The organism is Streptomyces sp. ISL-87, from assembly GCF_018614095.1.
Lineage (GTDB): Bacteria > Actinomycetota > Actinomycetes > Streptomycetales > Streptomycetaceae > Streptomyces.
Window position 1 is genome coordinate 187 of record NZ_JAGGOY010000063.1, and the last position, 22,433, is coordinate 22,619.

Here is a 22,433-nt window from a genome sequence, read left to right on the forward strand (position 1 = left end):
TGCCGGGCGGCCCCCGGGCGAGCCTGGCCGACCTGCTGGGCGATCCCGGGCGAACTGCTGGGCGACCCTGGCCGACCCGTCGGGCGACCCTGGCCGACCTGCCGGGCGACCCCGTTCGACCGGGGAGGTTCGGGCGCCGTGCTGCCCGGCGGCGAACCGGGCGAATTCGGTCCGTCCGCCTGGTGGGGCGGGTCGGTGGGGGCGATTTCCTTCGTGGAGGTGCACAGTGACTGACTGTTCCGCCGACCGGATCCGGTGCGACGCCTGTGGTGCGCCACCCCGTGTGGCCCGCCAGCCGCGCCGGACCACCCGCACCGCGGCCCTGGTCGCCCTCCTCCTGCTCCTCGCGGGCGGCGCGGCGGCGGGCTGCGGGGGCAGGGCCACCACGCACCACAAGCCCGGCACGAGCCACGAGCAGGCCTCAGGCAGTGTGGGCACCCTGCTCGACGCCCAGGACGGCGCCGGGCACCGGCTCCGCGAGGTCCCGGCCGAGGGCGCGCCGGAGATACAGGTCACGGCCCGCCCCGACAGCGAGGACGGCTGGAACTTGCAACTGGCGGTGAAGAACTTCCGCTTCACCCCCGACAGCACCGGCGGCGCCGCCCTCCCGGGCGCGGGCCACGCCCACCTTGAGCTCGACGGCCACAAGCAGGCCCGGCTGTACGGCCCCTGGTTCCACCTGCCCGCCGCGCAGGTGCCCGAGGGCGCGCACACCCTGACCGTCCGCCTCTACGCGGACGACCACACCGCCTGGGCGGTCGGCGGCAAGCCGATAGAGGCGGTCATCCCGCTCACCGCCGGCGCCCCGGGCCAGGGCGCGGGCGCCCACAGCCACGGGCCCGCCCCGGCGGCGCCCCCGCCCGCCGCGACTTCGGAGGCCGACCGCACCGTCACCGTCACCGTACGGAACGGCAAGGTCGCCCCCGCCCCCGGCCGCACCGAGATCAAGCGCGGCGAACGCGTCGCCCTGCGCGTCACCAGCGACCGTGCGGACACCCTGCACGTTCACGGGTACGACAAGGAACTCGCCCTGCCCGCAGGCCAGGAGGCCACCCTGGTCCTGACGGCCGACCGCACCGGCCTGTTCGAGGTCGAGACCCACGAGTCCCACCTCGTCCTGACCCAACTCCTCGTCCGATGACGCCCCGGACCCTCCGGCCGCCCGCGCCCCCCGCGACGCCCCAGACTTCCGCGATGCCTGTGACGCTTGCGATGCCTGAGACGGCCGAGATGCCCATGCCGCTCAGGACACCTGCGCCATCCGCGACGCCCGTGATGCCCGCCATACCCGTGACGCCCAGAACGGCCGTGAAGCCTCCGACGCCGATCACCCCGCGACGGCCGCGACGGCCGCGACGGCCGCGACGGCCATGACGCCCATGAGGCCTATGACGCCCATGAGGCCTATGACGCCCGCGGCGCCCATGAGGCCCGCGACCCCCGCGACCCCCGCGCCCCCCGCAACGCCCCAGGCGGCCACGTCGCACCGGCCCGCCCCCGTCGGCAGGCCGACCCAAGTGGCACGCCCCCGCCCCGGCTTCGCCCGGTGCCCCGGGATCGGGCCCGATCCCGGGATGTCCGGCCGACGTCGTGGCGGGGCGCGGCTTCAGGCGGGCCGGTGCTGAGCCCCGGCGGGCCGGGGCCCGTGCCGGGGACCGCTCCCGGCGCCGCCGGTGAGGTCGCCGTCGGCCAGGGCGTGGTCCGTCACCCGGCCGATCCGCTCACCTCCCTGGCGCACGGGATCGGGTCCTCGCACGATCTGCCCATCTCCCCTTTCTATGCCTTCGCCGGTGCCTTCACCGCACTGTTCGTCTCCTTCCTCGCCCTCGGCCTGCTCTGGTCCACCTCCCGGTTCCGCGGGGACCGCTCCGGCCTCGCCCTGGCCGCCGGGCTCCAGCGGGTGGCCGACGCGCCGGCCACCCGAACCGCCCTGCGCGGGCTCGGCCTCGCGGCCGCGCTCGCCGTCCTGTTCCTCCTCCTCGGTCCCGACGACCCCGCCCGGAACCCCGCTCCCGGCGCCGTCTACGTCCTCTTCTGGGTCGGGCTCGTCCCCGCCTCCCTCCTCCTCGGCCCCGTCTGGCGCCTCCTCAACCCGCTCCGCACCCTCCACCGACTGCTCCGCCCCGTCCTGCGAGGAGCACCCCGCCCCCTCCCCGCCCGGCTCGGGCAATGGCCCGCCGCAGCGGGGCTGTTCGGCTTCACCTGGCTCGAACTCGTCGCTTCCGATCCCGCATCCACCACCACCCTTCTGATCGCCCTCGCCGCATACACCGCCGCCCAACTGCTGCTCGCCGCCCGCTTCGGCGAGCGCTGGTTCGCCGACGGAGACGCCTTCGAGGCCTACTCCGCCCTCCTGGCCCGGCTCTCCCCCCTCGGCCGCCGCAGCGACGGCCGCCTGGTTCTCCGTAACCCCTTCCATGGACTCGACGCGACGCCCGAGCGGCCCGGACTCGTCGCCACCGTCTGCGTCCTGCTCGGCTCCACCGCCTACGACGGCTTCTCCGACAACCCCTCTTGGATCAACACCCTGCAGACCTCCCCCCTCGGCCGCACCCCTACGGCCACCCTCGGACTCCTCGGCTCCATCGCCCTCGTCGCCACCCTGTACTGCCTGTGCGCGGCGGCCACCCGCCTCGTCTGCGGCCCGCACCCCGGCCCGCTGACCGCCTTCGCGCACTCACTCGTGCCGATCGCGCTCGGCTATCTCGTCGCCCACTACTTCTCCCTTCTCGTAACCGAAGGACCACGCACAGTAAGCATGGCACTCGCTACTGACAACGCCCCCGCACCCGCTCAACCACTGGGCGCCGGGGGCCTCGCCGCCCTCCAGGTCGCTGCTGTCGTCACGGGCCACGTGCTCGGCGTGATCGCCGCCCACGACCGTTCCGTACGGCTCTTCCCGCCCGCCAAAGCCGTCGCCGGCCAGCTCCCACTGCTCGCGCTGATGATCACGTACACCATCGGAGGGCTCAGCCTCCTGCTGAACTGAGACTGCTGCCGAACCGAGAAGCCAGGAGCGGCATGATGGACCCCGTGCCCCCAGCCCACCCCCTGCGCCGGACCCCGATCCAGCAGCGCAGCGCCGACCGGCTCGCCCGGATCCTCGACGCCTGCGCCGAACTCCTGGACGAGACCGGGTACGAGAACCTGAGCACCCGGGCCGTCGCCCTGCGTGCCGGTGTGCCCATCGGCTCGGTCTACCGCTTCTTCGGGAACAAGCGGGCCATGGCCATCGCCCTCGCCCACCGCAACCTCGACCGCTACGCCGACGGCATCGAGGACCGCCTCGCCGCCCTCCCGGCCACGCAGTGGCGGCCCGTCGTGGACGCGGTACTGGACGAGTACCTGGCGATGAAGCGCAGCGTGCCCGGCTTCGCCCTCGTCGACTTCGGGGTGCCCGCGCCGCCCGCCGAGGGCCCGGCCTCCGACCCCAACCACCTGGTCGCCGTCCGTCTCACCGAACTGCTCAGCGCGCACCTCGGCCTGACCCCGGACGCTGAGCTGGCGCGGGCGGTCCTCGTCGCCGTCGAGGCCACGGACGCGCTGACCAAGCTGGCCTTCCGGGCCGACCCGGCCGGCGACCCGGACATCGTCGCCGAGACCCGCGCGATGATGCACGCCTACCTCGCGCGCGTACTGGACTGACCGACCGGCCCCGCCCGCCGCCCCACCGGCCCGTTCCGCCGCCCTCCCCACCGGCCCAATCCGCGCGCCGCCGCCCTCCCCGTCGCGTCCCCCAGCACCACGTCGGGCCGAACCCTCCCCAACGTGCCTACCGGTCGGTATGCTCGGTGCCCCCGCGTGCCCGCGCCGCAGCCTGCCGCCCCCAGGAGGGCCCCATGCCCCGCACCGCCCTGCGCATCTGCCCCCTCTGCGAAGCCACCTGCGGCCTCACCCTCACCATCGAGGGCGCCACCGTCACCGGCGCCCGAGGTGACCGCGACGACGTCTTCAGCCAAGGCTTCATCTGCCCCAAGGGTGCGGCGTTCGGCGCGCTCGACGCCGACCCCGACCGGCTGCGCACCCCGCTCGTCCGTCGCGACGGCCGGCTCCAGGAGGCCACATGGGAGGAGGCCTACGAGGCCATCGCCGCCGCCATCCCGGCCGTGGTCCGGGAGTACGGGCCCCAGTCCACCGCCCTCGTCCTGGGGAACCCGAACGTCCACACCATGGCCGGCGCCCTCTACCCCTCGCTCCTCCTCAAGGCCCTCGGCACCCGCAACCTCTTCACCGCGAGCACCCTGGACCAGATGCCCAAGCACGTCTCCAGCGGGCTGCTCTTCGGCGACCCCTTCGCCATCCCGGTCCCCGACCTCGACCGCACCGACTTCCTGCTGCTCCTCGGCGCCAACCCGATGGAGTCCAACGGCTCGCTCTGCACGGCCCCCGACTTCCCCGGCCGGCTCAAGGCCCTCCGCGCCCGCGGCGGCACCCTGGTCGTCGTGGACCCGCGCCGCACCCGCACCGCCCGGCTCGCCGACCGCCACCTCGCACCGCGCCCCGGCAGCGACGCGCTGCTGCTCGCCGCCCTTGCGCACACCCTGCTCGAAGAGAAGCTCGCCGCCCCCGGAGCGCTGGAGAAATGGACCGAAGGCCTCGGGGAACTCCCCGCAGCCCTCGCGAGTTTCACTCCTGAGGCCGTAGCCCCCGCTTGCGACCTCCCGGCCGCCGAGATCCGCGCCCTCGCCCGCGAACTGGCGGCCGCGCCCACCGCCGCCGTCTATGGGCGGATCGGCAGCTGCACCGTGGAGTACGGCACCCTCGCCAGCTGGCTGGTCGACGTACTGAACATCCTCACCGGCAACCTCGACCGGCCGGGCGGTGCCCTCTTCCCGCTCCCGGCGGCGGGCCCGCGGCCACGCCCCGCCGGGCCGGGGAAGGGGTTCGCCCTCGGCCGCTGGCGCAGCCGGGTCAGCGGCCATCCCGAGGTCAAGAGCGAACTGCCCACCGCGGCCCTGTCCGAGGAGATCGAAACCCCGGGAGAGGGGCAGATCCGCGCCCTGATCGCCATCGCGGCGAACCCGGTGCTGTCCGCCCCCGACGGGCGGCGCCTCGACGCGGCTCTGGCCGGGCTCGACTTCATGGTCAGCGTCGACCCGTACCTGAACGAGACCTCGCGCCACGCCCACGTCGTCCTGCCCCCGCCGCCGCCCGCCCAGAGCGCGCACCACGACTTCGCCTTCAACGGCTTCGCCGTCCGTAATCAGGTGCGTTACACCCGCGCCGCCGTCCCGCTCGAGGCAGGCCGGCTCGACGAGTGCGAGATCCACGCGCGCCTCGTCCTGGCCGTCTCCGGCATGCCCGGCTCCGCCGCCCAGGCCGCTGCTACTCGGGCCCCTGGTACTCGGGCCGCTACGACTCCGGCCGCGGCCGCCCCGGCCGCCGTCGACGAGTTGGTCACCCAACGCGCCCTCGCCAAGGAGACCTCGGACCCGCGCTCCCCGCTGCACGGACAGGACCCGGCACGCCTCGCCAGCCTCCTGACCGGCGAGAGCGGCCCCGAGCGGCGCCTCGACCTGATGCTCCGACTCGGGCCGTACGGAGACCAGTTCGGCTGCGCCGACCCGGAGGCGGACAGGGGCGCGGACCCCGCCGGGAGCACGGACGAGGGCGCGGCCGGGAGCACGGGTGAGAGTGTGGTCGGGAGCACGGACGAGGGCGCGGCCGGGAGCGTGGGCGGGCTGAGCCTGGAGAGGGTGCTCGCCCACCCGCACGGCATCGACCTGGGCCCGCTGCGGTCCCGGCTCCCGGGCGTGCTGAGAACGCGCAGCGGCAGGATCGACCTGCTGCCGGACCCGATCGCAGCCGAGCTCCCCAGGCTGCGCGCGGCGCTCGCCGAACGCCCCGCCGCCCTGGTGCTCGTGGGCCGCCGCCATCTGCGGTCCAACAACAGCTGGTTGCACAACGTCCCGGCCCTCACCGGAGGTTCCAACCGCTGCACCCTCCAGGTCCACCCGGAGGACGCCGCCCGGCTCGGCCTCGCCGACGGCGGCAGGGCCCGGGTCACCGCGGACGGCGGCAGCCTGGAGGTTCCCGTTGAGGTCACCGACACGGTCCGCACCGGCGTCGTGAGCCTCCCGCACGGCTGGGGCCACGACCGCGCCGGCGCCCGGCTGTCGGTGGCCTCCGCCGAGCCCGGCGCCAACGTGAACCAGCTGCTCGACGGTTCCCGGCTCGACCCGCTGTCCGGCACGGCGGTGCTCAACGGTTTCCCCGTAGAGCTCACACCCGTGCCCTGAGCTGGGGTTTTGCTCGTATTGCTCACACCCGGACGTCTTGTTGGCATAAGGAGGCGGGACCTACGTTCCCTGCATGCTGACCTTCCTCGGCTTCGCCATGATCGCCACCTTCCTGGTCCTGATCATGCTGAAGAAAATGTCGCCCATCGCGGCGCTCGTCCTCATTCCCGCGCTCTTCTGCGTGTTCGCCGGACAGGGCGCGCACCTGGGCGACTACGTCATCGAAGGCGTCGGCAAACTCGCGCCGACCGCCGCCATGCTGATGTTCGCCATCGTCTACTTCGGCGTGATGATCGATGTCGGCCTCTTCGACCCGATCGTCCGCGGCATCCTGCGCTTCTGCAAGGCGGACCCCGTCCGGGTGGTGGTCGGGACGGCCGTCCTCGCCGCGATCGTCTCCCTCGACGGTGACGGCTCTACCACCTTCATGATCACCGTGTCGGCCATGTATCCGCTGTACAAGCGGCTCGGCCTGAGCCTGGTGGTGATGACCGGAGTCGCCGCCACCGCCAACGGCGTCATGAACACCCTGCCCTGGGGCGGCCCCACGGCCCGCGCCGCCACCGCGCTCAAGCTCGACGCGGCCGACATTTTCGTCCCCATGATCCCGGCCCTCGCGGTCGGACTGGTCTGCGTGTTCGTCCTCGCGTACGTCCTCGGCCTGAAGGAACGCCGCCGGGTCGGCATGCTGGTGCTCCCAGCGGACGCCGGGCAGGAGGCCGAGCTGGTCACCGTGGGGGCCGGTTCCGCAGGGGAGCAGGCCGGTGCGCCGAACCCCACTGCCGGCGCAGCCGGTGCCGCCGAGCCCCCGTCCTCCGCAGCCGGTGCCGACGCCGACGCCCTGTCCTCCGCAGCCGGTGCCGGCTCCTCGACCCCCGCCACCGCCCCCGGCTCCCCGACCCCCGCCACCGCCCCCGACGGAGGCGGCTTCCAGGGGCTCGACCCGCGCCGGGCCACCCTCCGGCCCCGCCTCTACTGGTTCAACGCCGGCCTCACGATCGTCCTGCTCACCGCGATGATCATGGAGCTGCTGCCCATCCCGGTCCTCTTCCTGCTCGGCGCCGCCCTCGCCCTCACCGTCAACTTCCCCCACATGCCCGACCAGAAGGCACGCATCGCCGCCCACGCCGACAACGTCCTGAACGTCGCCGGCATGGTCTTCGCCGCCGCCGTATTCACCGGCGTCCTCTCCGGCACGGGCATGGTCAAGCACATGGCCGACTGGCTCGTCGGCGCCATCCCCGACGGGATGGGCCCGCACATGGCCCTGGTCACCGGCCTGCTCAGCCTGCCCCTCACCTACTTCATGTCCAACGACGGCTTCTACTTCGGCGTCCTGCCCGTGCTCGCCGAGGCCGGCGCCGCCCACGGGGTCTCGTCGCTCGAGATCGCCCGCGCCTCCCTGGTCGGCCAGGCCCTGCACATGTCCAGCCCGCTGGTTCCGGCCGTCTACGTCCTCGTCGGCATGGCCAAGGTCGAGTTCGGCGACCACACCCGGTTCACCGTGAAATGGGCGGCCCTCACCTCCCTGGTCGTGCTCGCGGCAGGGATGGTTTTCGGCATCATCTGACTCGGGCAGACCCTGGCGCGCGCAAAACTACCGGCGCTAATTTGTAGGGTGTTGCCGAGGTCTGTGCCAGGTCGGTCTACGCGCTCGTGCGTGCTCGGGAGGAATGCCATGAAGGCCCACGACGGGATGTACATCGGCGGGGAGTGGCGGCCCGCCGTCGGACGCGACCGGATCGAGGTCGTGAACCCGGCCGATGAGCAGGTCATCGCCGGGGTTCCGGCCGGCATCGCCGAGGACGTGGACGCGGCCGTACGCGCGGCCCGTGCGGCCCTCCCCGGCTGGGCGGCCACGCCGCCGGCCGAGCGGGCCGCCCTGATCGGCGCCCTCCGCGACGTACTGGTCGCCCGCACGAGCGAGATCGCCGAGACCATCACCGCCGAGCTCGGCTCCCCACTGGGGTTCTCGGAGAGAGTCCACGTCGGGGGGCCGATCGCGGTGGCCTCCTCGTTCGCCGAGCTCGGGGCCTCGTACGCCTTCGAGGAGCGGCTCGGGAACTCCACGGTGCTGCTGGAGCCGGTCGGCGTGGTCGGGGCCATCACGCCCTGGAACTACCCGCTGCACCAGATCGTTGCCAAGGTGGCGCCCGCTCTCGCCGCCGGCTGCACCCTCGTCCTCAAGCCGGCCGAGGACACCCCGCTGACCGCACAGCTCTTCGCCGAAGCCGTGCACGAAGCGGGTGTCCCGGCCGGGGTCTTCAACCTGGTGACCGGTACGGGCCCGGTCGCCGGGCAGGCGCTGGCCGCGCACGAGGGAGTCGACCTCGTCTCCTTCACCGGCTCGACCGCCGTCGGCAAGCAGATCGGTGCCACCGCCGGCGCCGCGGTCAAGCGCGTCGCCCTCGAACTGGGTGGCAAATCGGCCAATGTCATCCTGCCCGGGGCCGACCTGGCCAAGGCCGTCGCGACCGGCGTGGGCCACGTCATGAACAACACCGGCCAGAGCTGCAACGCGCTCACCCGGATGCTCGTCCACCGGGACCAGTACGAGGAGGCCGTCTCGCTCGCGGCCGCTGCCGTGGCCAAGTACCTCTCCGGCGACCCCTGTGACCCGGCCACCCGCATCGGCCCCGTGATCAACGCCAAGCAGCGCGACCGTGTCCGCGGATACATCGCCAAGGGCATCGAGGAAGGCGCGCGCCTCGTCGCGGGCGGCCCCGACGCACCCCACGAGCACGGCTACTTCATCGCCCCGACCGTGTTCGCCGACGTCACGCCCGAGATGACCATCGCGCAGGAGGAGATCTTCGGCCCCGTGCTCTCGATCCTCCCGTACGAGGACCAGGACGACGCCCTGCGCATCGCCAACGGAACCGTCTACGGGCTCGGCGGTGCCGTCTGGGCGGCTGACGAGGAGACGGCCGTCGCCTTCGCGCGCCGCATGGACACCGGCCAGGTGGACATCAACGGCGGCCGCTACAACCCGCTCGCGCCCTTCGGCGGCTACAAGCAGTCGGGCGTCGGCCGCGAACTGGGTCCGCATGGTCTGGCCGAATACCTCCAGACCAAGTCCCTGCAGTTCTGAGCCGCCCGGGCCGCCCGGGCCGCCCGGGCTGTCTAGGCTGTCTCAGCCGCCTGTGCCGTCGGACCGCCCGAGCCGCCTGAGCCGCCCGGGCTGTCTCAGCCGCCTGTGCGCCGGGGCCGCCTGGGCCGCCTGTGCCGCCTGAAGTTCCCCATCCCGAGAGACGGAATCGATCATGGTCCGCGCCGCCATCCTGCCCGCCGTCGGAGCCCCGCTGGAGATCCGGGAGATCGTGCTGCCCGATCCCGGCCCCGGACAGGTCCGGGTGCGGCTCGCCGCAGCCGGGGTCTGCCACTCCGACCTCTCCCTCACCAACGGCACCATGCGGGTCCCCGTCCCCGCCGTCCTCGGCCACGAGGGCGCGGGCACGGTGCTCGCCGTCGGGGAGGGCGTCACCCATGTCGCCCCCGGCGACGGCGTGGTGCTCAACTGGGCCCCGTCCTGCGGGGAGTGTCACCACTGCACGATCGGCGAGGTGTGGCTCTGCGCGAAGGCCCTGACTGGGGTCGGGGCGGTCTACGCCCACGACGCGCAGGGCACCGAACTCCACCCCGGGCTGAATGTGGCCGCGTTCGCCGAGGAGACCGTGGTCGCGGCGAACTGCGTGCTGCCCGCCCCCGCGGGGATACCGCTCGCCGAGGCCGCCCTGCTGGGCTGCGCCGTGCTCACGGGCTACGGCGCCGTCCAGCACAGTGCCCAGGTCCGCCCGGGCGAGTCGGTGGCCGTGTTCGGCGTCGGCGGGGTGGGCCTGGCCGCCCTCCAGGCCGCGCGGATCGCGCAGGCGGGCCCGATCGTGGCCGTCGACGTCTCCCCGGCCAAGGAGGAACTGGCCCGGGCGGCCGGGGCCACCGAGTTCGTGCTCGCCTCCGACACCACCGCGAAGCAGATCCGCGCACTCACCGCGGGGCAGGGCGCGGACGTGGCCATCGAGTGCGTCGGGCGGGCGGAAACCATTCGCGGAGCCTGGGAGTCCACCCGCCGCGGCGGGCGCACCACGGTTGTCGGAATCGGCGGCAAGGAACAGCAGGTCACCTTCCACGCGCTGGAGATCTTCCACTTCGCCCGCACCCTCACCGGCTGCGTCTACGGCAACAGTGACCCCGCCCGCGATCTCCCGGTCATCGCCGAACACGTCCGGGCCGGCCGCCTGGACCTCGGCTCCATGGTCACCGACCGCATCACCCTCGAAGGCATCCCGGCCGCCTTCGACGCCATGCTGTCGGGCAAGGGCGGCCGCTCCCTGGTCGTCTTCTAGCCCGGGCACCGGCACCGGCACCGGCCCAGACGCCTTACGAGGCGCGGTTCACCGGCACAGGGCCGTGTCCACGACACCCTCGACACGGCTCATGACCGTCTTGTCGGCCGGCTGGACGGTCACCGCGACGTTGGCGGCGCGGCCGTCGTCGGTGACGCCGCCCCGGGTCTCGTATCCCGGGAAGCTACCGCCGTGGCCCCAGTAGACACCGCCGCACGACAGTGGCACGGCTTTGCGCCGACCGCCCCGCTGCCGCCTGGAAGAACGAAAACCCTGCCATGCCTGCTCACGCACGAGGCAACTCCTACGGAAACGTTGGGAAACCAGCGGTATGTGCCGGACCCAGCATTTCCGGAGGCGGCCGCCCGGGCGATCCTGCTACCGGCCCAGCTCCAGGTAGGGCTAACCCCCCAACGCCTCGTACTGGATCGCCAGCCCGTCCAGCAGCGCGGTCAGGCCCGTCTCGAACGCGCCCTCGTCCACCTCCCGCCGGCGCTCCGCCAGCCGGTGGGCCTGGCCCAGGTGCGGATAGTCGGCCGGGTCGTATGCCGCCTCGTCGTCCACGAAACCCCCGGCGAAGGAGCCCACAGCCGAGCCCAGGATGAAGTACCGCATCAGGGCGCCGATCCGCGTCGCCTGGGCCGGCGGCCACCCCGCCGCCGTCATCGCGCCGAAGACCGCGTCCGCGAGCCGCAGGCCCGCCGGGCGGCGGCCCGGGCCGCGCGCCAGCACCGGAACGATGTTCGGATGGTCGGACAGGGCGTCCCGGTAGGAGTGCGCCCAGTCGTGCAGCGCGACCCGCCAGTCCAAGGCGCCCTCGAACATCGACAAGTCGACCCGCGCGCTCACCGAGTCCGCCACCGCGTCCAGGATCTCGTCCTTGGTGCGGAAGTGGTTGTAGAGCGACGGCCCGCTGACTCCCAGCGCGGCCGCCAGCCGCCGCGTCGACACCGCCTCCAGCCCCTCCGCGTCCACCAGCGCGCCCGCCGCCTCGACGATGCGGTCTCGGCTGAGGAGGGGCTTGCGCGGTCTGGCCATGCGCCACATAGTAGGGTCTGCCCGCCATAAACTACCGGTGCTAGTTAATGGTCCCGGTCCACGCCGCCACGTCCCGGAGGTGCCCGGTGAATCTGGAACTCAGCGAGGAGCAGACCGCCGTACGCCGGCTCGCCCGCGCGTTCACCGAGCGCGAGATCACTCCGTACGCCGCCGAGTGGGACCGCGCCGAGAGCGTGGACCGGTCCATCGTGAAGAAGCTCGGCGACCTCGGCTTCCTCGGCCTGACCGTCCCCGAGGAATACGGCGGCTCGGGCGGCGATCACCTCGCCTACGTCCTCGTCACCGAGGAACTCGGCCGGGGCGACTCCGCCGTCCGCGGCATCGTCTCCGTCTCCCTCGGTCTGGTCGCCAAGACCATCGCCGCCTGGGGCACCGAGGAACAGAAGCGCGCCTGGCTGCCCCGGCTGTGCTCCGGCGACGCGCTCGGCTGCTTCGGCCTCACCGAACCCGGCTCCGGCTCCGACGCGGGCAGCCTCGCCACCCGCGCCGTGCGCGAGGGGGACTCGTACGTCATCAGCGGCAGCAAGATGTTCATCACCAACGGCACCTGGGCCGACGTGGTCCTCCTCTTCGCCCGCACCGGCGACGAACCCGGCCACCGCGGCGTCTCCGCCTTCCTCGTGCCCACCGACAGCCCGGGCCTCACCCGCCGCGAGATCCACGGCAAGCTCGGCCTGCGCGGCCAGGCCACCGCCGAACTCGCCCTCGACGGCGTCCGCGTGCCGGCCGCCGCCATGCTCGGCCCCGAGGGCAAGGGCTTCTCCGTCGCCATGTCGGCCCTCGCCAAGGGGCGGATGTCGGTCGCCGCCGGCTGCGTCGGCATCGCGCAGGCGGCGCTGGACGCGGCCGTCTCGTACGCCGCCCAGCGCGAGCAGTTCGGCAAGCCGATCGCCCACCACCAGCTGGTCCAGGAGCTGATCGCCGACATCTCGGTCGACGTGGACGCGGCCCGCCTGCTGACCTGGCGGGTGGCCGACCTCATCGACCGCGGGCAGCCCTTCGCCACCGAATCCTCCACCGCCAAGCTCTTCGCCTCCGAGGCCGCCGTCCGCGCCGCGAGCAACGCCCTCCAGGTGCACGGCGGCTACGGCTACATCGACGAGTACCCGGCCGGCAAGCTGCTGCGCGACGCCCGTGTGATGACCCTGTACGAGGGCACCAGCCAGATCCAGAAGCTGCTCATCGGCCGGGCCCGCACCGGAGTCTCCGCGTTCTGAGTACGCATATGAGTACCTGTGCGGATGTGGCCCCGGTCACTCCGCCCGATGCTGGGCCCATGAACGAGACACCGGTCAAGCAGCAGAACACGGGGGCGTACTACGGCCAGGCCGTCGCCTCCTTCGGCATCGCGATCGGCGCGGTGGCCGTGGGGATTTACAACCTGGAGGCGAACGGCTGGGTCCGCGCCTTCCTCGGGATCGCCGTCCTCTACCTCACCACCTCGGCCTTCACCCTCGCCAAGGTGATCCGCGACCGCCAGGAGGTCACGCAGATCGTCAGCCGGGTGGACCAGGCCAGGATGGAGAAGATCATGGCCGACTACGACCCCTTCCAGCCGAAGGTCTGAAGCGGGCGCCGCCATGTCCGCTAAGCGCTTGCTCACCCTCCGGTAAGGTATCCATTCCTAATCAAGGCGAAGAGGGTGAGCGAGCGATGGACAGCGCGGCGGAGATCGACGGCTACCAGCCGTGGTCGGAGGTCACCCCCGACGCCGCGCGGCGGCTGCTCGTCGCCGCGGTCGACGCGTTCGCGGAGCGCGGGTACCACGCCACCACCACACGTGACATCGCGGGGCGGGCCGGCATGAGCCCGGCCGCGCTCTACATCCACTACAAGACCAAGGAAGAGCTGCTCCACCGGATCAGCCGGATCGGCCACGACAAGGCCCTGGAGATCCTGGACACGGCGGCCTCCGGTCCGGGGACCGCGGCCGAGCGGCTCGACGCCGCCGTTCGGTCCTTCGTACGGTGGCACGCGGCCCATCACACCACCGCGCGGGTGGTCCAGTACGAGCTCGATGCTCTCGCTCCGGAGCACCGCTCCGAAATCCTGGCACTGCGCCGGCAGAGCGATGCGGCCGTGCGCCGCATCCTCGCCGACGGTGTGGGGGCGGGGGAGTTCGACGTCCCCGACGTGTCCGGCACCACCCTTGCCGTGCTCTCCCTCTGCATCGACGTGGCCCGCTGGTTCAGCGTGGCCGGGCGGCGCACGCCCGACGAGGTCGGCGCGCTCTACGCCGACCTCGTCCTGCGCATGGTCGGCGCCCGCCCCGCCGGCCCCCGGACGTAATTCAGAAGTAGTAGCGGGACACCGACTCCGCCACGCACACCGGCTTGTCGGCGCCCTCGCGCTCGACCGTGACGGTGGCCGCGACCTGCACGCCGCCGCCCGCCTCCGTGACGTCCGTGATCACCGCGGTGGCGCGCAGCCGTGAGCCGACCGGCACGATGGCGGGGAAACGCACCTTGTCCACGCCGTAGTTGATGCCCATCCTCATGCCCTCGACGCGCATGACCTGCGGCACCAGGCTGGGCAGCAGCGACAGCGTCAGATAGCCGTGCGCAATGGTGGAACCGAAGGGTCCGGTGGCCGCCCGCTCGGGGTCCACGTGGATCCACTGGTGGTCGCCCGTGGCGTCGGCGAAGAGGTCGATCCGCTTCTGGTCCACCTCAAGCCACTCGCTGGGGCCGAGCGGCGCGCCGATCCCGGCCCTCAGCTCATCGGCGGACGTGAAGATCCTCGGCTCAGCCATGCCTCTTCCTCTCCCTCTCCCGGGCGAATAAGCGCTTGCTCAGCGCCTGCTCAGCATGCTGGGGACACATGTATCTGTCAACGGATTCCGGCCCCGCCGACTACGCTCGGCCGAGTGCCGCAGATTCCCGAAAACATCCACGAGCTCACCGTCGGCCAGCTGTCCGCGCGCAGTGGCGTGGCCGTGTCCGCGCTCCACTTCTACGAGGCCAAGGGCCTGATCACCAGCCGCCGCACCTCCGGCAACCAGCGGCGATACACCCGCGACGCGCTGCGCCGGGTCGCCTTCGTGCGCGCCGCCCAGCGCGTAGGCATTCCCCTGGCCAGCATCCGCGAGGCGCTCGCCCGGCTCCCCGAGGAGCGCACTCCCAACCGCGAGGACTGGGCCCGGCTTTCGGAGGCCTGGCGTACCGAACTCGATCAGCGGATCGCCCAACTGGGACGACTGCGCGACCACTTGACCGACTGCATCGGCTGCGGCTGCCTCTCCCTGGAGAACTGCGCCCTGTCCAACCCGGACGACGTCTTCGGCGAACGGCTCACCGGCTCACGGCTGTAGCACCGGAACCCGCCCAGGCGTCCACCCCGGGCTCCGCGTGCACCCCGGCCACCCCCGGCTCGGCGGCCACCCCCGCCTCCGCGGCCATCACCCCCGCGGCCGCCGCCACCAGCTCGGCGTTCGACCGCGCGGGGCGCCCGTCCGGCAGTCGCAGTACGTCCCCTACGCCGATCCGCGCGCCCGCCCCGCACCGCGCGGCCAGTCGCAGCACCGGCCAGGCGGCGGCCTCCCGCCCGAACACCAGCACCGGCGGCAGCCAGCGCAGCCCCGCCACCAGCGCGGGGTCGGCCGTCGCCAGCTCCGCCGCGAGCCGGATCCGCCCATGGTCCGGCGCCGGCCAGGCCAGGAAACGGGCCAGCGCCTCCGGTCCGGCCGGCCCGCCCAGCGGAACCACCGCATCCACCGCGACCCCCCGGTCCAGCAGGGCCTGCGCCAGCTCCTCCGCACCCGGCTCCCCGAAATGCACCGACGCCCGGTCGGGCAGCACCGTCCACGACCGCACCCGCCCCAGCCGCCCCGCCGGATCCGGCTCGGCCCCGATGTCCGCCGGCACGGTCAGCGGTACGGCGACCCCTGCGCCCCGCAGCGCCTCCAGCAGCGGCCCCACCACACGGGGCGACAGGCTCTCCCGGCCGCACGGGGTCCGCGGATGCACCAGCACCTCGCCCGCCCCGGCCGCCACCGCCCCCAGCGCCGACTCCGCCAGATCCTCCGGGGACATCGGCACGGCGGCCCCCTCGCCCGCGTCCCGGGAACCATTCAGCGACACCTGCAACGGAGACCTCACGCCGCCCCCACCGCGGGCAGCTCCGCCAGCGCCGGTCTGGGCACCACGATCCCGCAGCCCGCGCACACCGGCCCGTCCCACGCCCACGCCCCGGCCCACGGCCCGTGCCCCGCGCCCGACGCCGGCCAGCGCAACTCCTGCTCCCCGCAGACCGGGCACGCCGTCCCCGGCTCCGACTCCAGCGCCCGCACTAGCCGCCGCAGCACCTCGCCCAGGGTCCCGTCCGGCCGCACGCCCGGATCCGCGCACCGCACCACGGCGTCCCCGCTGCCGCCCCACGCCCACTCCGGCCGGCGCAGCCCGTCGTGCTTCTCCCGCCGGCGCCGCGCCGCGAACTGGCGCTCGTACTCCAGCCAGACCGCCCGCGCCTCCTCCAGCTCCTCCAGCGCCGCGACCAGCCTCAGCGGATCGGCCGCCCGGTCCTCGGGGGCGATCCCGTGCCGGTCGCACAGATGCCACCAGGTCGCCCGGTGACCGTAGGGCGCGAACCGCTCCAGGCAGCGGCGCAGCGAATGGCGCCGCAGGGCCCGGTCGTTCTGCGCATCGCGTACCTGGTAGGCCAGACTCCGGAAACCCGCCATCACACCTTCACCTCCACCGCGCCACGCCCGCACCGAGGCGTCGTACTACGTCGAACGACGCCACACGCTCCGACGTGCCCAACATGCCCGTCGAGATGTGGGCGCATGCGGGGGCGGTCGAGGCGTGCGGGTGGCACGTGGCCGGAACTCAGCGCCCCATGCGCCCCGCGGCAACCACCACCCGGGCGAGTTCCTCGTGGCAGATGTCGCTGTGCGCCCCCGAGGGTGCCGGGCCGTGCCGTACCACGGAGCCCGCGTCCACGCTGACGCAGCCCGCTTCCGGCACGCCTCCACGCAGTACGTCGTCGAGGCTCAGGCGCGCGCTGCCGGGCACTGCCTGCACCCCGTCGTGCCCGATCGCGCCCCACTGCGCGTCGAAGCCCAGCAGACCGGCCGAATCCCCTGCCATCCGGGAGGCCAGCGGATAGAACACCTTGAGGGAGGTGTCGTAGGGGGAGTGGCAGGCCACCACCGGGCCGTCCACCCGCCGCTGGAGTCCGTGCAGGGCGCCGCCCCGGCCCTTGTCGTGGGGCAGGCGATCGGCGAAGGCGTAGTGGGAGAAGGCCCCTTGGAGCAGGGTCACGGATTTCACGTGCCGCGCCCCGTCCGGCACCGCGCGCAGGGCGAACGACACCACCCGGGCACCGAAGCTGTGCCCGATCAGGTGGACGCGCAGGGCCGGCCGGCGGCCGGCCAGCTCCGTCAGGGCCGGGCCGAGCCCGTGCTCGCCGACCGTTCCGGCGCGTTTCTTCATCTGGTAGTACGTGGCCTGGCGCAGCAGCTCCTTCGCGCCGTTCCACAGCGCGCGCAGCCGGCCGGCGACCGAGAAGTCCTGCTCGCCGACGGCTGTTGCCGGCAGTGCGCCCGCCTCGATCAGCCCGTCGGTGAAGGCCCGGCACACTTCCAGGACGTCCTCGCAGAACATCGCGGGCACATCGAGGGGGGCCGCGGTGATGGCCGTGTCCACGCCCACGAGTTCCCTGACCAGTGCCCCGAATTCGATGAAGGCCGCCTCCGACTCGGGCCGGGTCTCCAGCAGTTCGGCGACCCGGCCCAGCTCCGCCTCCCGGCCCGGCCAGAGCCCTGCGAGCGCCCGCTGCGTGCCGGGCTCCAGCGCCGCCCCGAAGTCCGGTTCGGCGAGTGTTCCGAGTGTTCCGAGTGTTCCGACTGCTCCGCGCGCTCCACCCGCCTCGAAATCCGGAATCAGCTCGTCCGAGAACCGGATCGAGGGCCATACGACTCCCACGTACCCCAGCCGTACGCCCTGCCCCACCAGCCCCGGGAACGGTGCGAAGAACCGGTCGAAGATCCGTGTCGCGGTGGACGGGGTGGTGTTCCAGCCGTGCGCGAAGACCAGCAGATCGGTGGCCTCCAGCCGGGTGGCGGCGTCGAGCGTGCCGCGGTCCACGTCCCCCTCGGCGTCGAAGGTCAGCTCCGCGTACGGAGCCACACCGATCCGTGCCCCGATGTCCGTCATGACGTCCCCTTCACGCCGTGTCTGCGGTGGAGCCAGCATCCTGCTGCCGTGCCCGCCCGGCCAGCCCTCCGGCGCGGTGGGTTCGCATTGCCGAGGCCGCGCCGGCAGGGCTCAGTAGAGGAGGTACTTTTTCCGCACCGCCCCGAACCGGGCCAGCCCCGCCGCCCAGTCGCCGGCGATCTCCTCCACCCCCGCCCCCGCGTCCACCAGCGCGCGCACCCGGTCCGAGCCGGTCAGCCGGTCGATCCAGTGATCCGCCCGCCAGCCGAAACCGCTCCAGCTCCGCCGTGCGGTGACCAGCAGCCCGATCCCCGCCCGGACCGGATCGAAGGCCTCCCGGTCGTGCACGATCAGACGGACTCCGCCGCACACCTTCCCCGCGTGCTTGGAGAACGCCGGGGTGAAGTAGGCCTCCCGGAACCACACCCCCGGCAGTTCCAGCGCGTTCGCAGCCTCCGCCCACCGCCGGTCGATGCCCTCCGCGCCCAGCACCTGGAAGGGCGTCGTCGTACCCCGCCCCTCGGACAGGTTCGTGCCCTCGAACAGGCAGGTGCCGGCGTACGCGAGGGCGGTGTCCGGGGTCGGCATGTTCGGGCTCGGTGGCACCCAGGGCAGCCCGGTGGCCCCGAAGAGGGAATTCCGTCGCCACCCGGCCATCCGTACCGTCCGCAGCCTGACCGGATTTTCAGTCAGGAACTCCCCGTTGAACAGCAGGGCCAGTTCGGCCGCCGTCATACCGTGGGCGAGGGCGATCGGCTCCCGGCCCACGAAGCTCGCGTACGGCCGTTCCAGCACCGGTCCGGCGGCCCGCACGCCGCCGACCGGGTTGGGCCGGTCCAGGACCACCACCGCCTTGCCGGCCAGCGCGGCCGCGCGCATGCAGTCGTAGAGGGTCCAGATGTAGGTGTAGAAGCGCGCGCCGACGTCCTGGATGTCGAACACCACCGTGTCGATTCCGGCCGCCGTGAACAGGTCGGCGAGCCGCTGCCCGCTCTTGTCGTACGTGTCGTACACCGGCAGCCCGGTCGCCGGATCGCGCCCGGGCCCCTCGGAGTCGCCGGCCTGCGCCGTCCCGCGGAACCCGTGCTCCGGCCCGAACACGGCGACCAGGTCCACCCGTTCGTCCGCGTGCAGTACGTCGACCAGGTGGCGGGCGTCGGCCGTGATCCCGGTCGGGTTGGTGACCACCCCCACCTTCTGCCCGGCGAGTACGCCGTACCCGGCCGCCGCGAGCCGGTCGAACCCGGTCTGCACCCGCCCCTCCCGCGGCATCGCGGTCCCCACAGGCGGGCCCGCAGGCCCCCGCCCCGTCCCCGGGGCAGCGGCCCCCGCCGCGCCCAGGCCCCCCGCCGCCCCGGCCAGTCCCAGCAACCCCCGTCGCGACAGACTCATCCGGCCACGCTAGGCGTCAGCCCCCTTCCGTCCCGACATACCGACTGGTTAGTCTGCTCAGCATCCGGCAGCCGGCCACGAAAGGTGATCCCCGTGAGCGCGTACCAGGACCAGCGAGTCGTCGTCACCGGCGCAGGCGGTGGCATCGGCGCCGCCCTCGCCCGGCGCTTCGCCGCCGAGGGGGCCACCGTGGTGGTCAACGACCTCGATCCGGCCAAGGCCGCGGCCGTGGCGGGCGGGATCGGCCCCCGCGCGATCGCCGTGCCCGGCGACGCCGCGGCGATCGTGGAGGAGGCCCGCGAGGCACTCGGCGGCGGAGTGGACGTCTACTGCGCCAACGCCGGACTCGCCTCGGGCGGCGACGCCTTCGCCGACGAGGCCGTGTGGGAGGCGGCATGGGACACCAACGTCATGGCCCACGTCCGCGCCGCCCGGGCACTGCTGCCGGACTGGCTGGAGCGGGAGAGCGGCCGCTTCGTGTCCACCGTCTCGGCCGCCGGGCTGCTGACCATGATCGGGGCGGCGCCGTACAGTGTCACCAAGCACGGTGCCCTCGCCTTCGCCGAGTGGCTTTCGCTGACCTACCGCCACCGCGGCGTCCAGGTCCACGCTATCTGCCCGCAGGGTGTGCGCACCGACATGCTGACCGCCGCGGGCTCGGCGGGCGACCTCGTCCTGGCGCCGACCGCGATCGAGCCGGAAGCGGTCGCGGACGCGCTGTTCGACGGTATGGAGAAGGGCCGTTTCTTGATCCTTCCACACCCCGAGGTCGCGGACTTCTACGCCGCCCGCGCCACCGAACCGGACCGCTGGCTGAGCGGCATGAACCACCTCCAGCAGAAGTGGGAGACGGCGTGACGCCGGAGGAAAGCGACGCGACGTCCCGCTACGCCGCCAAGCCCTGGCTCGGGCTGCTCAGCCCGGCCCAGCGGGCACCCGTCACCCCGCCGCCCAGCGTGCTGCACGCCTTCCGCGACTCCGTCGCCCGGGCCCCCGAGCGCACCGCGATGGCCTACTTCGACGGCCGGATCGGCTACGCCGAGACCGACGCGCTGTCCGACTCCGTAGCCGGCCACCTCGCCGCACACGGCATCGGCCGCGGGGACCGGGTCGCGGTGATGCTGCAGAACACCCCGCACTTCGTGCTCGCCGTCCTGGCCGCGTGGAAGGCCGGGGCGGTCGTCGTCCCGCTCAACCCGATGTACAAGGCCGGCGAGGTCGCGCACATCCTGCGCGATTCCGGAGCCGCCGCCCTGGTCTGCGACGGCCGCGCCTGGAAGGGGTACCTCCGCGAGGCGGCGCGCGGGACCGGCGTACGGAACACCCTGACGGCCTCGGACCTGGACTTCCAGACCCGGGACGACCCCCGCGTCCTCGCGCCCGGCCGGGAGCCGCAGGCGGCGGACGCCGCCGACCTCGCGGCCGTCGCCCGCCAGGGCCGCCCCGCCCCGCCGGACCCGCGCCTGACCGCCGCCGACACCGCCCTCATCAGCTACACCTCGGGCACCTCGGGCACCCCCAAGGGCGCCATGAACCCGCACGGCGCGCTCACGCACAACGCGATACGGCAGGTCACCGGCCATCCGCTCCCCGAGGGCGCCACCTACTTCGCCCTCGCCCCGCTCTTCCACATCACCGGCATGGTCTGCCAGCTCGCCGCCTGCTTCGCCAACGCCGGCACCCTTGCCCTCGCCCACCGCTTCGACGCCGGCGTCGTCCTCGGCGCCTTCCTCGAACACCGCCCCGCCTACACCGTCGGCCCGGCCACCGCCTTCATGGCCCTCGCCGCCCACCCCGGCGTCACCCCCGACCACTTCGCCTCGTTCCAGGTGATCTCCTCCGGCGGCGCCCCGCTGCCGCCCGCGCTCGTCGAACGGCTGCGCGCCTCCTTCGGCTTCTACCTGCGCAACGGCTACGGCCTCACCGAGTGCACCGCCCCCTGCGCCTCCGTCCCCCCGCACCTCGAAGCCCCCGTCGACCCCGCCTCCGGCACCCTCTCCGTCGGCGTCCCCGGCGCCGACACCCTCGTACGGATCCTCGACGAGCAGGGCGCCGAGGTCCCCTTCGGCGAGCCCGGCGAGATAGCCGTCCGCGGCCCGCAGGTCGTGCCCGGCTACTGGGGTCTGCCCGCCGACACCGCCAAGGCCTTCCCGGACGGCGAGCTGCGCACCGGGGACATCGGGTTCATGGACGCCGACGGCTGGCTGTACGTCGTCGACCGCAAGAAGGACATGATCAACGCGTCCGGCTTCAAGGTCTGGCCGCGCGAGGTCGAGGACGTGCTCTACACCCACCCCGCCGTGCGCGAGGCAGCCGTGGTCGGGGTCCCCGACCCGTACCGCGGGGAGAGCGTGAAGGCGTACGTCAGCCTGCGCCCGGGAGCCTCGGTCGAGCCCGCGGAGCTGTCCGCGTACTGTGCCGAACGCATAGCCGCGTACAAATACCCGCGCCAGGTGGAAATCCTGCCTGTCCTACCGAAGACGACCAGTGGCAAGATCCTGCGACGGGAACTGCGCGACCGCGGCTGAAAAGAGTCGGACGGTCGTACAGGACCGCACAGGCGAGGGATCAGAAGAAGGGAAGGCGAGCGCCATGGCCGCCAAGACCACCACGGAGACCGACGGCACGCACGAGGCCCCGGTGCCCCAGCGGCTGCTGGCCGTCGCCACCAGGCTGTTCGCCGAGCGCGGCTACGACCGCACCTCCGTCCAGGAGATCGTCGAGGCGGCCGGGGTCACCAAGGGCGCGCTGTACCACTACTTCGGGTCCAAGGACGATCTGCTGCACGAGGTGTACGCGCGCATGCTGCGCCTCCAGCAGCAGCGCCTGGACGCGGTGGCCGATTCGGACGCCCCCGTCGAGGAGCGGTTGCGCGCGGCGGCCGCCGACGTGGTGGTCACCACCATCGAGAACCTCGATGACGCCTCGATCTTCTTCAAGTCGATGCACCACCTCAGCCCGGAGAAGTTCAAGCAGGTACGGGCGGAGCGCCGTCGCTACCACGAGCGTTTCCGCGCGCTCGTCGAGGAGGGGCAGCGTACGGGGGTGTTCTCCACCGCCACGCCCGCCGACCTGGTGGTGGACTACCACTTCGGGTCCGTCCACCACCTGTCCACCTGGTACCGGGCGGACGGCCCGCTCACGCCGCAGCAGGTCGCAGACCACCTCGCCGACCTGCTGCTGCGCGCGCTCCGGCCCTGAAGACAACCGGCCCTGAAAGACGACCGGCCCTGAAGACAACCGGC

At 73.2% G+C, this 22,433-nt stretch carries 22 protein-coding genes and 1 pseudogene; 15 read left to right on the top strand and 8 right to left on the bottom strand.

Going from position 1 to position 22,433, the window contains the following annotated elements; translation table 11 throughout:
• Together J7I97_RS23385 and J7I97_RS23390 are read left to right on the top strand one after the other, a co-directional pair.
• A partial coding sequence (locus tag J7I97_RS23385; RefSeq protein ID WP_214938063.1) for a hypothetical protein occupies positions 1-234 on the top strand: 234 nt, incomplete at its 5' end.
• A gap of 49 nt (positions 235-283) precedes the next feature.
• Positions 284-1,141 (top strand): hypothetical protein, encoded by an 858-nt coding sequence (locus J7I97_RS23390; RefSeq protein WP_374195508.1) that lies wholly within the window; start codon positions 284-286, stop codon positions 1,139-1,141.
• Positions 1,142-1,327: 186 nt separating this feature from the next.
• Here the strand turns inward: J7I97_RS23390 and J7I97_RS23395 are convergent, their stop codons facing one another.
• Positions 1,328-1,480, bottom strand: a complete 153-nt coding sequence (locus J7I97_RS23395) for a hypothetical protein (protein WP_214938065.1) — start codon at positions 1,478-1,480, stop codon at positions 1,328-1,330.
• A 216-nt stretch (positions 1,481-1,696) separates the two neighbouring features.
• On the opposite strand from J7I97_RS23395, the gene J7I97_RS23400 reads away from it, so the two are divergent.
• The 6 genes from J7I97_RS23400 (at position 1,697) to J7I97_RS23430 (ending at position 10,582) form a co-directional block, all read left to right on the top strand.
• On the top strand, positions 1,697-2,989 hold the full coding sequence (locus J7I97_RS23400; RefSeq protein WP_214938364.1) for a hypothetical protein: 1,293 nt from the start codon (positions 1,697-1,699) through the stop codon (positions 2,987-2,989).
• Between the two features lie 35 nt (positions 2,990-3,024).
• Positions 3,025-3,645, top strand: coding sequence for a TetR/AcrR family transcriptional regulator (locus J7I97_RS23405; RefSeq protein ID WP_214938366.1), 621 nt, complete (start codon positions 3,025-3,027; stop codon positions 3,643-3,645).
• A gap of 194 nt (positions 3,646-3,839) precedes the next feature.
• Complete coding sequence (locus J7I97_RS23410; RefSeq protein ID WP_251049716.1) at positions 3,840-6,239, top strand: molybdopterin oxidoreductase family protein; 2,400 nt, start codon at positions 3,840-3,842, stop codon at positions 6,237-6,239.
• Positions 6,240-6,312: 73 nt separating this feature from the next.
• The gene (locus J7I97_RS23420) at positions 6,313-7,809 is read left to right on the top strand and encodes a CitMHS family transporter (RefSeq protein WP_214938067.1); all 1,497 of its coding nucleotides are present in this window, start codon (positions 6,313-6,315) and stop codon (positions 7,807-7,809) included.
• A gap of 108 nt (positions 7,810-7,917) precedes the next feature.
• Positions 7,918-9,330 carry an aldehyde dehydrogenase family protein gene (locus J7I97_RS23425; RefSeq protein ID WP_214938069.1) on the top strand — a complete coding sequence of 471 codons (1,413 nt, stop codon included), beginning with the start codon at positions 7,918-7,920 and terminating at the stop codon, positions 9,328-9,330.
• Positions 9,331-9,502: 172 nt separating this feature from the next.
• Positions 9,503-10,582 (top strand): Zn-dependent alcohol dehydrogenase, encoded by a 1,080-nt coding sequence (locus J7I97_RS23430; protein ID WP_214938071.1) that lies wholly within the window; start codon positions 9,503-9,505, stop codon positions 10,580-10,582.
• A gap of 48 nt (positions 10,583-10,630) precedes the next feature.
• Here J7I97_RS23430 and J7I97_RS23435 read toward each other — a convergent pair.
• A pseudogene (locus J7I97_RS23435) lies at positions 10,631-10,807 on the bottom strand (serine hydrolase); the annotation flags it as partial.
• 177 nt (positions 10,808-10,984) lie between these two features.
• Positions 10,985-11,620 carry a TetR/AcrR family transcriptional regulator gene (locus tag J7I97_RS23440; RefSeq protein WP_214938073.1) on the bottom strand — a complete coding sequence of 212 codons (636 nt, stop codon included), beginning with the start codon at positions 11,618-11,620 and terminating at the stop codon, positions 10,985-10,987.
• Between the two features lie 86 nt (positions 11,621-11,706).
• Here J7I97_RS23440 and J7I97_RS23445 point away from each other — a divergent pair, with 86 nt between their 5' ends.
• The 3 genes from J7I97_RS23445 to J7I97_RS23455 all read left to right on the top strand — a co-directional run bounded on the left by J7I97_RS23445 (position 11,707) and on the right by J7I97_RS23455 (position 13,930).
• On the top strand, positions 11,707-12,858 hold the full coding sequence (locus tag J7I97_RS23445; protein ID WP_214938075.1) for an acyl-CoA dehydrogenase family protein: 1,152 nt from the start codon (positions 11,707-11,709) through the stop codon (positions 12,856-12,858).
• Positions 12,859-12,917: 59 nt separating this feature from the next.
• Positions 12,918-13,208 carry a YiaA/YiaB family inner membrane protein gene (locus tag J7I97_RS23450; RefSeq protein WP_214938077.1) on the top strand — a complete coding sequence of 97 codons (291 nt, stop codon included), beginning with the start codon at positions 12,918-12,920 and terminating at the stop codon, positions 13,206-13,208.
• Between the two features lie 86 nt (positions 13,209-13,294).
• Positions 13,295-13,930: a TetR/AcrR family transcriptional regulator gene (locus tag J7I97_RS23455; protein ID WP_214938079.1), complete on the top strand. Its 636-nt coding sequence runs from the start codon at positions 13,295-13,297 to the stop codon at positions 13,928-13,930.
• 1 nt (position 13,931) lies between these two features.
• On the opposite strand, the gene J7I97_RS23460 is transcribed toward J7I97_RS23455, so the two are convergent.
• On the bottom strand, positions 13,932-14,393 hold the full coding sequence (locus J7I97_RS23460) for a MaoC family dehydratase (protein ID WP_214938081.1): 462 nt from the start codon (positions 14,391-14,393) through the stop codon (positions 13,932-13,934).
• Between the two features lie 114 nt (positions 14,394-14,507).
• Here J7I97_RS23460 and soxR point away from each other — a divergent pair, with 114 nt between their 5' ends.
• Positions 14,508-14,951: a redox-sensitive transcriptional activator SoxR gene (gene soxR, locus J7I97_RS23465; protein ID WP_214938083.1), complete on the top strand. Its 444-nt coding sequence runs from the start codon at positions 14,508-14,510 to the stop codon at positions 14,949-14,951.
• Here the strand turns inward: soxR and J7I97_RS23470 are convergent.
• The 4 genes from J7I97_RS23470 to J7I97_RS23485 all read right to left on the bottom strand — a co-directional run bounded on the left by J7I97_RS23470 (position 14,932) and on the right by J7I97_RS23485 (position 19,188).
• The gene (locus tag J7I97_RS23470; protein WP_308369206.1) at positions 14,932-15,720 is read right to left on the bottom strand and encodes a 3-keto-5-aminohexanoate cleavage protein; all 789 of its coding nucleotides are present in this window, start codon (positions 15,718-15,720) and stop codon (positions 14,932-14,934) included. The genes soxR and J7I97_RS23470 overlap by 20 nt on opposite strands.
• A 14-nt stretch (positions 15,721-15,734) precedes the next feature.
• On the bottom strand, positions 15,735-16,319 hold the full coding sequence (locus tag J7I97_RS23475; RefSeq protein ID WP_214938085.1) for a hypothetical protein: 585 nt from the start codon (positions 16,317-16,319) through the stop codon (positions 15,735-15,737).
• Positions 16,320-16,467: 148 nt separating this feature from the next.
• The gene (locus tag J7I97_RS23480) at positions 16,468-17,796 is read right to left on the bottom strand and encodes a serine-threonine protein kinase (RefSeq protein WP_214938087.1); all 1,329 of its coding nucleotides are present in this window, start codon (positions 17,794-17,796) and stop codon (positions 16,468-16,470) included.
• A 111-nt stretch (positions 17,797-17,907) separates the two neighbouring features.
• Complete coding sequence (locus J7I97_RS23485) at positions 17,908-19,188, bottom strand: exo-beta-N-acetylmuramidase NamZ domain-containing protein (protein WP_214938089.1); 1,281 nt, start codon at positions 19,186-19,188, stop codon at positions 17,908-17,910.
• Between the two features lie 84 nt (positions 19,189-19,272).
• Between J7I97_RS23485 and J7I97_RS23490 the strand changes: the two genes are divergently transcribed.
• The 3 genes from J7I97_RS23490 to J7I97_RS23500 all read left to right on the top strand — a co-directional run bounded on the left by J7I97_RS23490 (position 19,273) and on the right by J7I97_RS23500 (position 22,389).
• Positions 19,273-20,046 (top strand): SDR family oxidoreductase, encoded by a 774-nt coding sequence (locus tag J7I97_RS23490; RefSeq protein ID WP_214938091.1) that lies wholly within the window; start codon positions 19,273-19,275, stop codon positions 20,044-20,046.
• Positions 20,043-21,716, top strand: a complete 1,674-nt coding sequence (locus J7I97_RS23495; protein ID WP_374195507.1) for a class I adenylate-forming enzyme family protein — start codon at positions 20,043-20,045, stop codon at positions 21,714-21,716. Before J7I97_RS23490 ends, J7I97_RS23495 begins: the two co-directional genes overlap by 4 nt.
• Positions 21,717-21,780: 64 nt before the next feature.
• Positions 21,781-22,389, top strand: a complete 609-nt coding sequence (locus tag J7I97_RS23500) for a TetR/AcrR family transcriptional regulator (RefSeq protein WP_214938095.1) — start codon at positions 21,781-21,783, stop codon at positions 22,387-22,389.
• Positions 22,390-22,433: the final 44 nt, after the last annotated feature.

Excerpts from the sequence above, each read along its gene's own strand:
- J7I97_RS23440 (WP_214938073.1), bottom strand. The coding sequence starts at position 11,620 with ATGGCCAGACCGCGCAAGCCCCTCCTCAGCCGAGACCGCATCGTCGAG.
- J7I97_RS23500 (WP_214938095.1), top strand. The coding sequence starts at position 21,781 with ATGGCCGCCAAGACCACCACGGAGACCGACGGCACGCACGAGGCCCCG.
- J7I97_RS23455 (WP_214938079.1), top strand. The coding sequence starts at position 13,295 with ATGGACAGCGCGGCGGAGATCGACGGCTACCAGCCGTGGTCGGAGGTC.
- J7I97_RS23450 (WP_214938077.1), top strand. The coding sequence starts at position 12,918 with ATGAACGAGACACCGGTCAAGCAGCAGAACACGGGGGCGTACTACGGC.
- J7I97_RS23420 (WP_214938067.1), top strand. The coding sequence starts at position 6,313 with ATGCTGACCTTCCTCGGCTTCGCCATGATCGCCACCTTCCTGGTCCTG.
- J7I97_RS23485 (WP_214938089.1), bottom strand. The coding sequence starts at position 19,188 with ATGAGTCTGTCGCGACGGGGGTTGCTGGGACTGGCCGGGGCGGCGGGG.
- J7I97_RS23475 (WP_214938085.1), bottom strand. The coding sequence starts at position 16,319 with ATGGCGGGTTTCCGGAGTCTGGCCTACCAGGTACGCGATGCGCAGAAC.
- J7I97_RS23425 (WP_214938069.1), top strand. The coding sequence starts at position 7,918 with ATGAAGGCCCACGACGGGATGTACATCGGCGGGGAGTGGCGGCCCGCC.
- J7I97_RS23405 (WP_214938366.1), top strand. The coding sequence starts at position 3,025 with ATGGACCCCGTGCCCCCAGCCCACCCCCTGCGCCGGACCCCGATCCAG.
- J7I97_RS23480 (WP_214938087.1), bottom strand. The coding sequence starts at position 17,796 with ATGACGGACATCGGGGCACGGATCGGTGTGGCTCCGTACGCGGAGCTG.
- J7I97_RS23410 (WP_251049716.1), top strand. The coding sequence starts at position 3,840 with ATGCCCCGCACCGCCCTGCGCATCTGCCCCCTCTGCGAAGCCACCTGC.
- J7I97_RS23460 (WP_214938081.1), bottom strand. The coding sequence starts at position 14,393 with ATGGCTGAGCCGAGGATCTTCACGTCCGCCGATGAGCTGAGGGCCGGG.
- J7I97_RS23430 (WP_214938071.1), top strand. The coding sequence starts at position 9,503 with ATGGTCCGCGCCGCCATCCTGCCCGCCGTCGGAGCCCCGCTGGAGATC.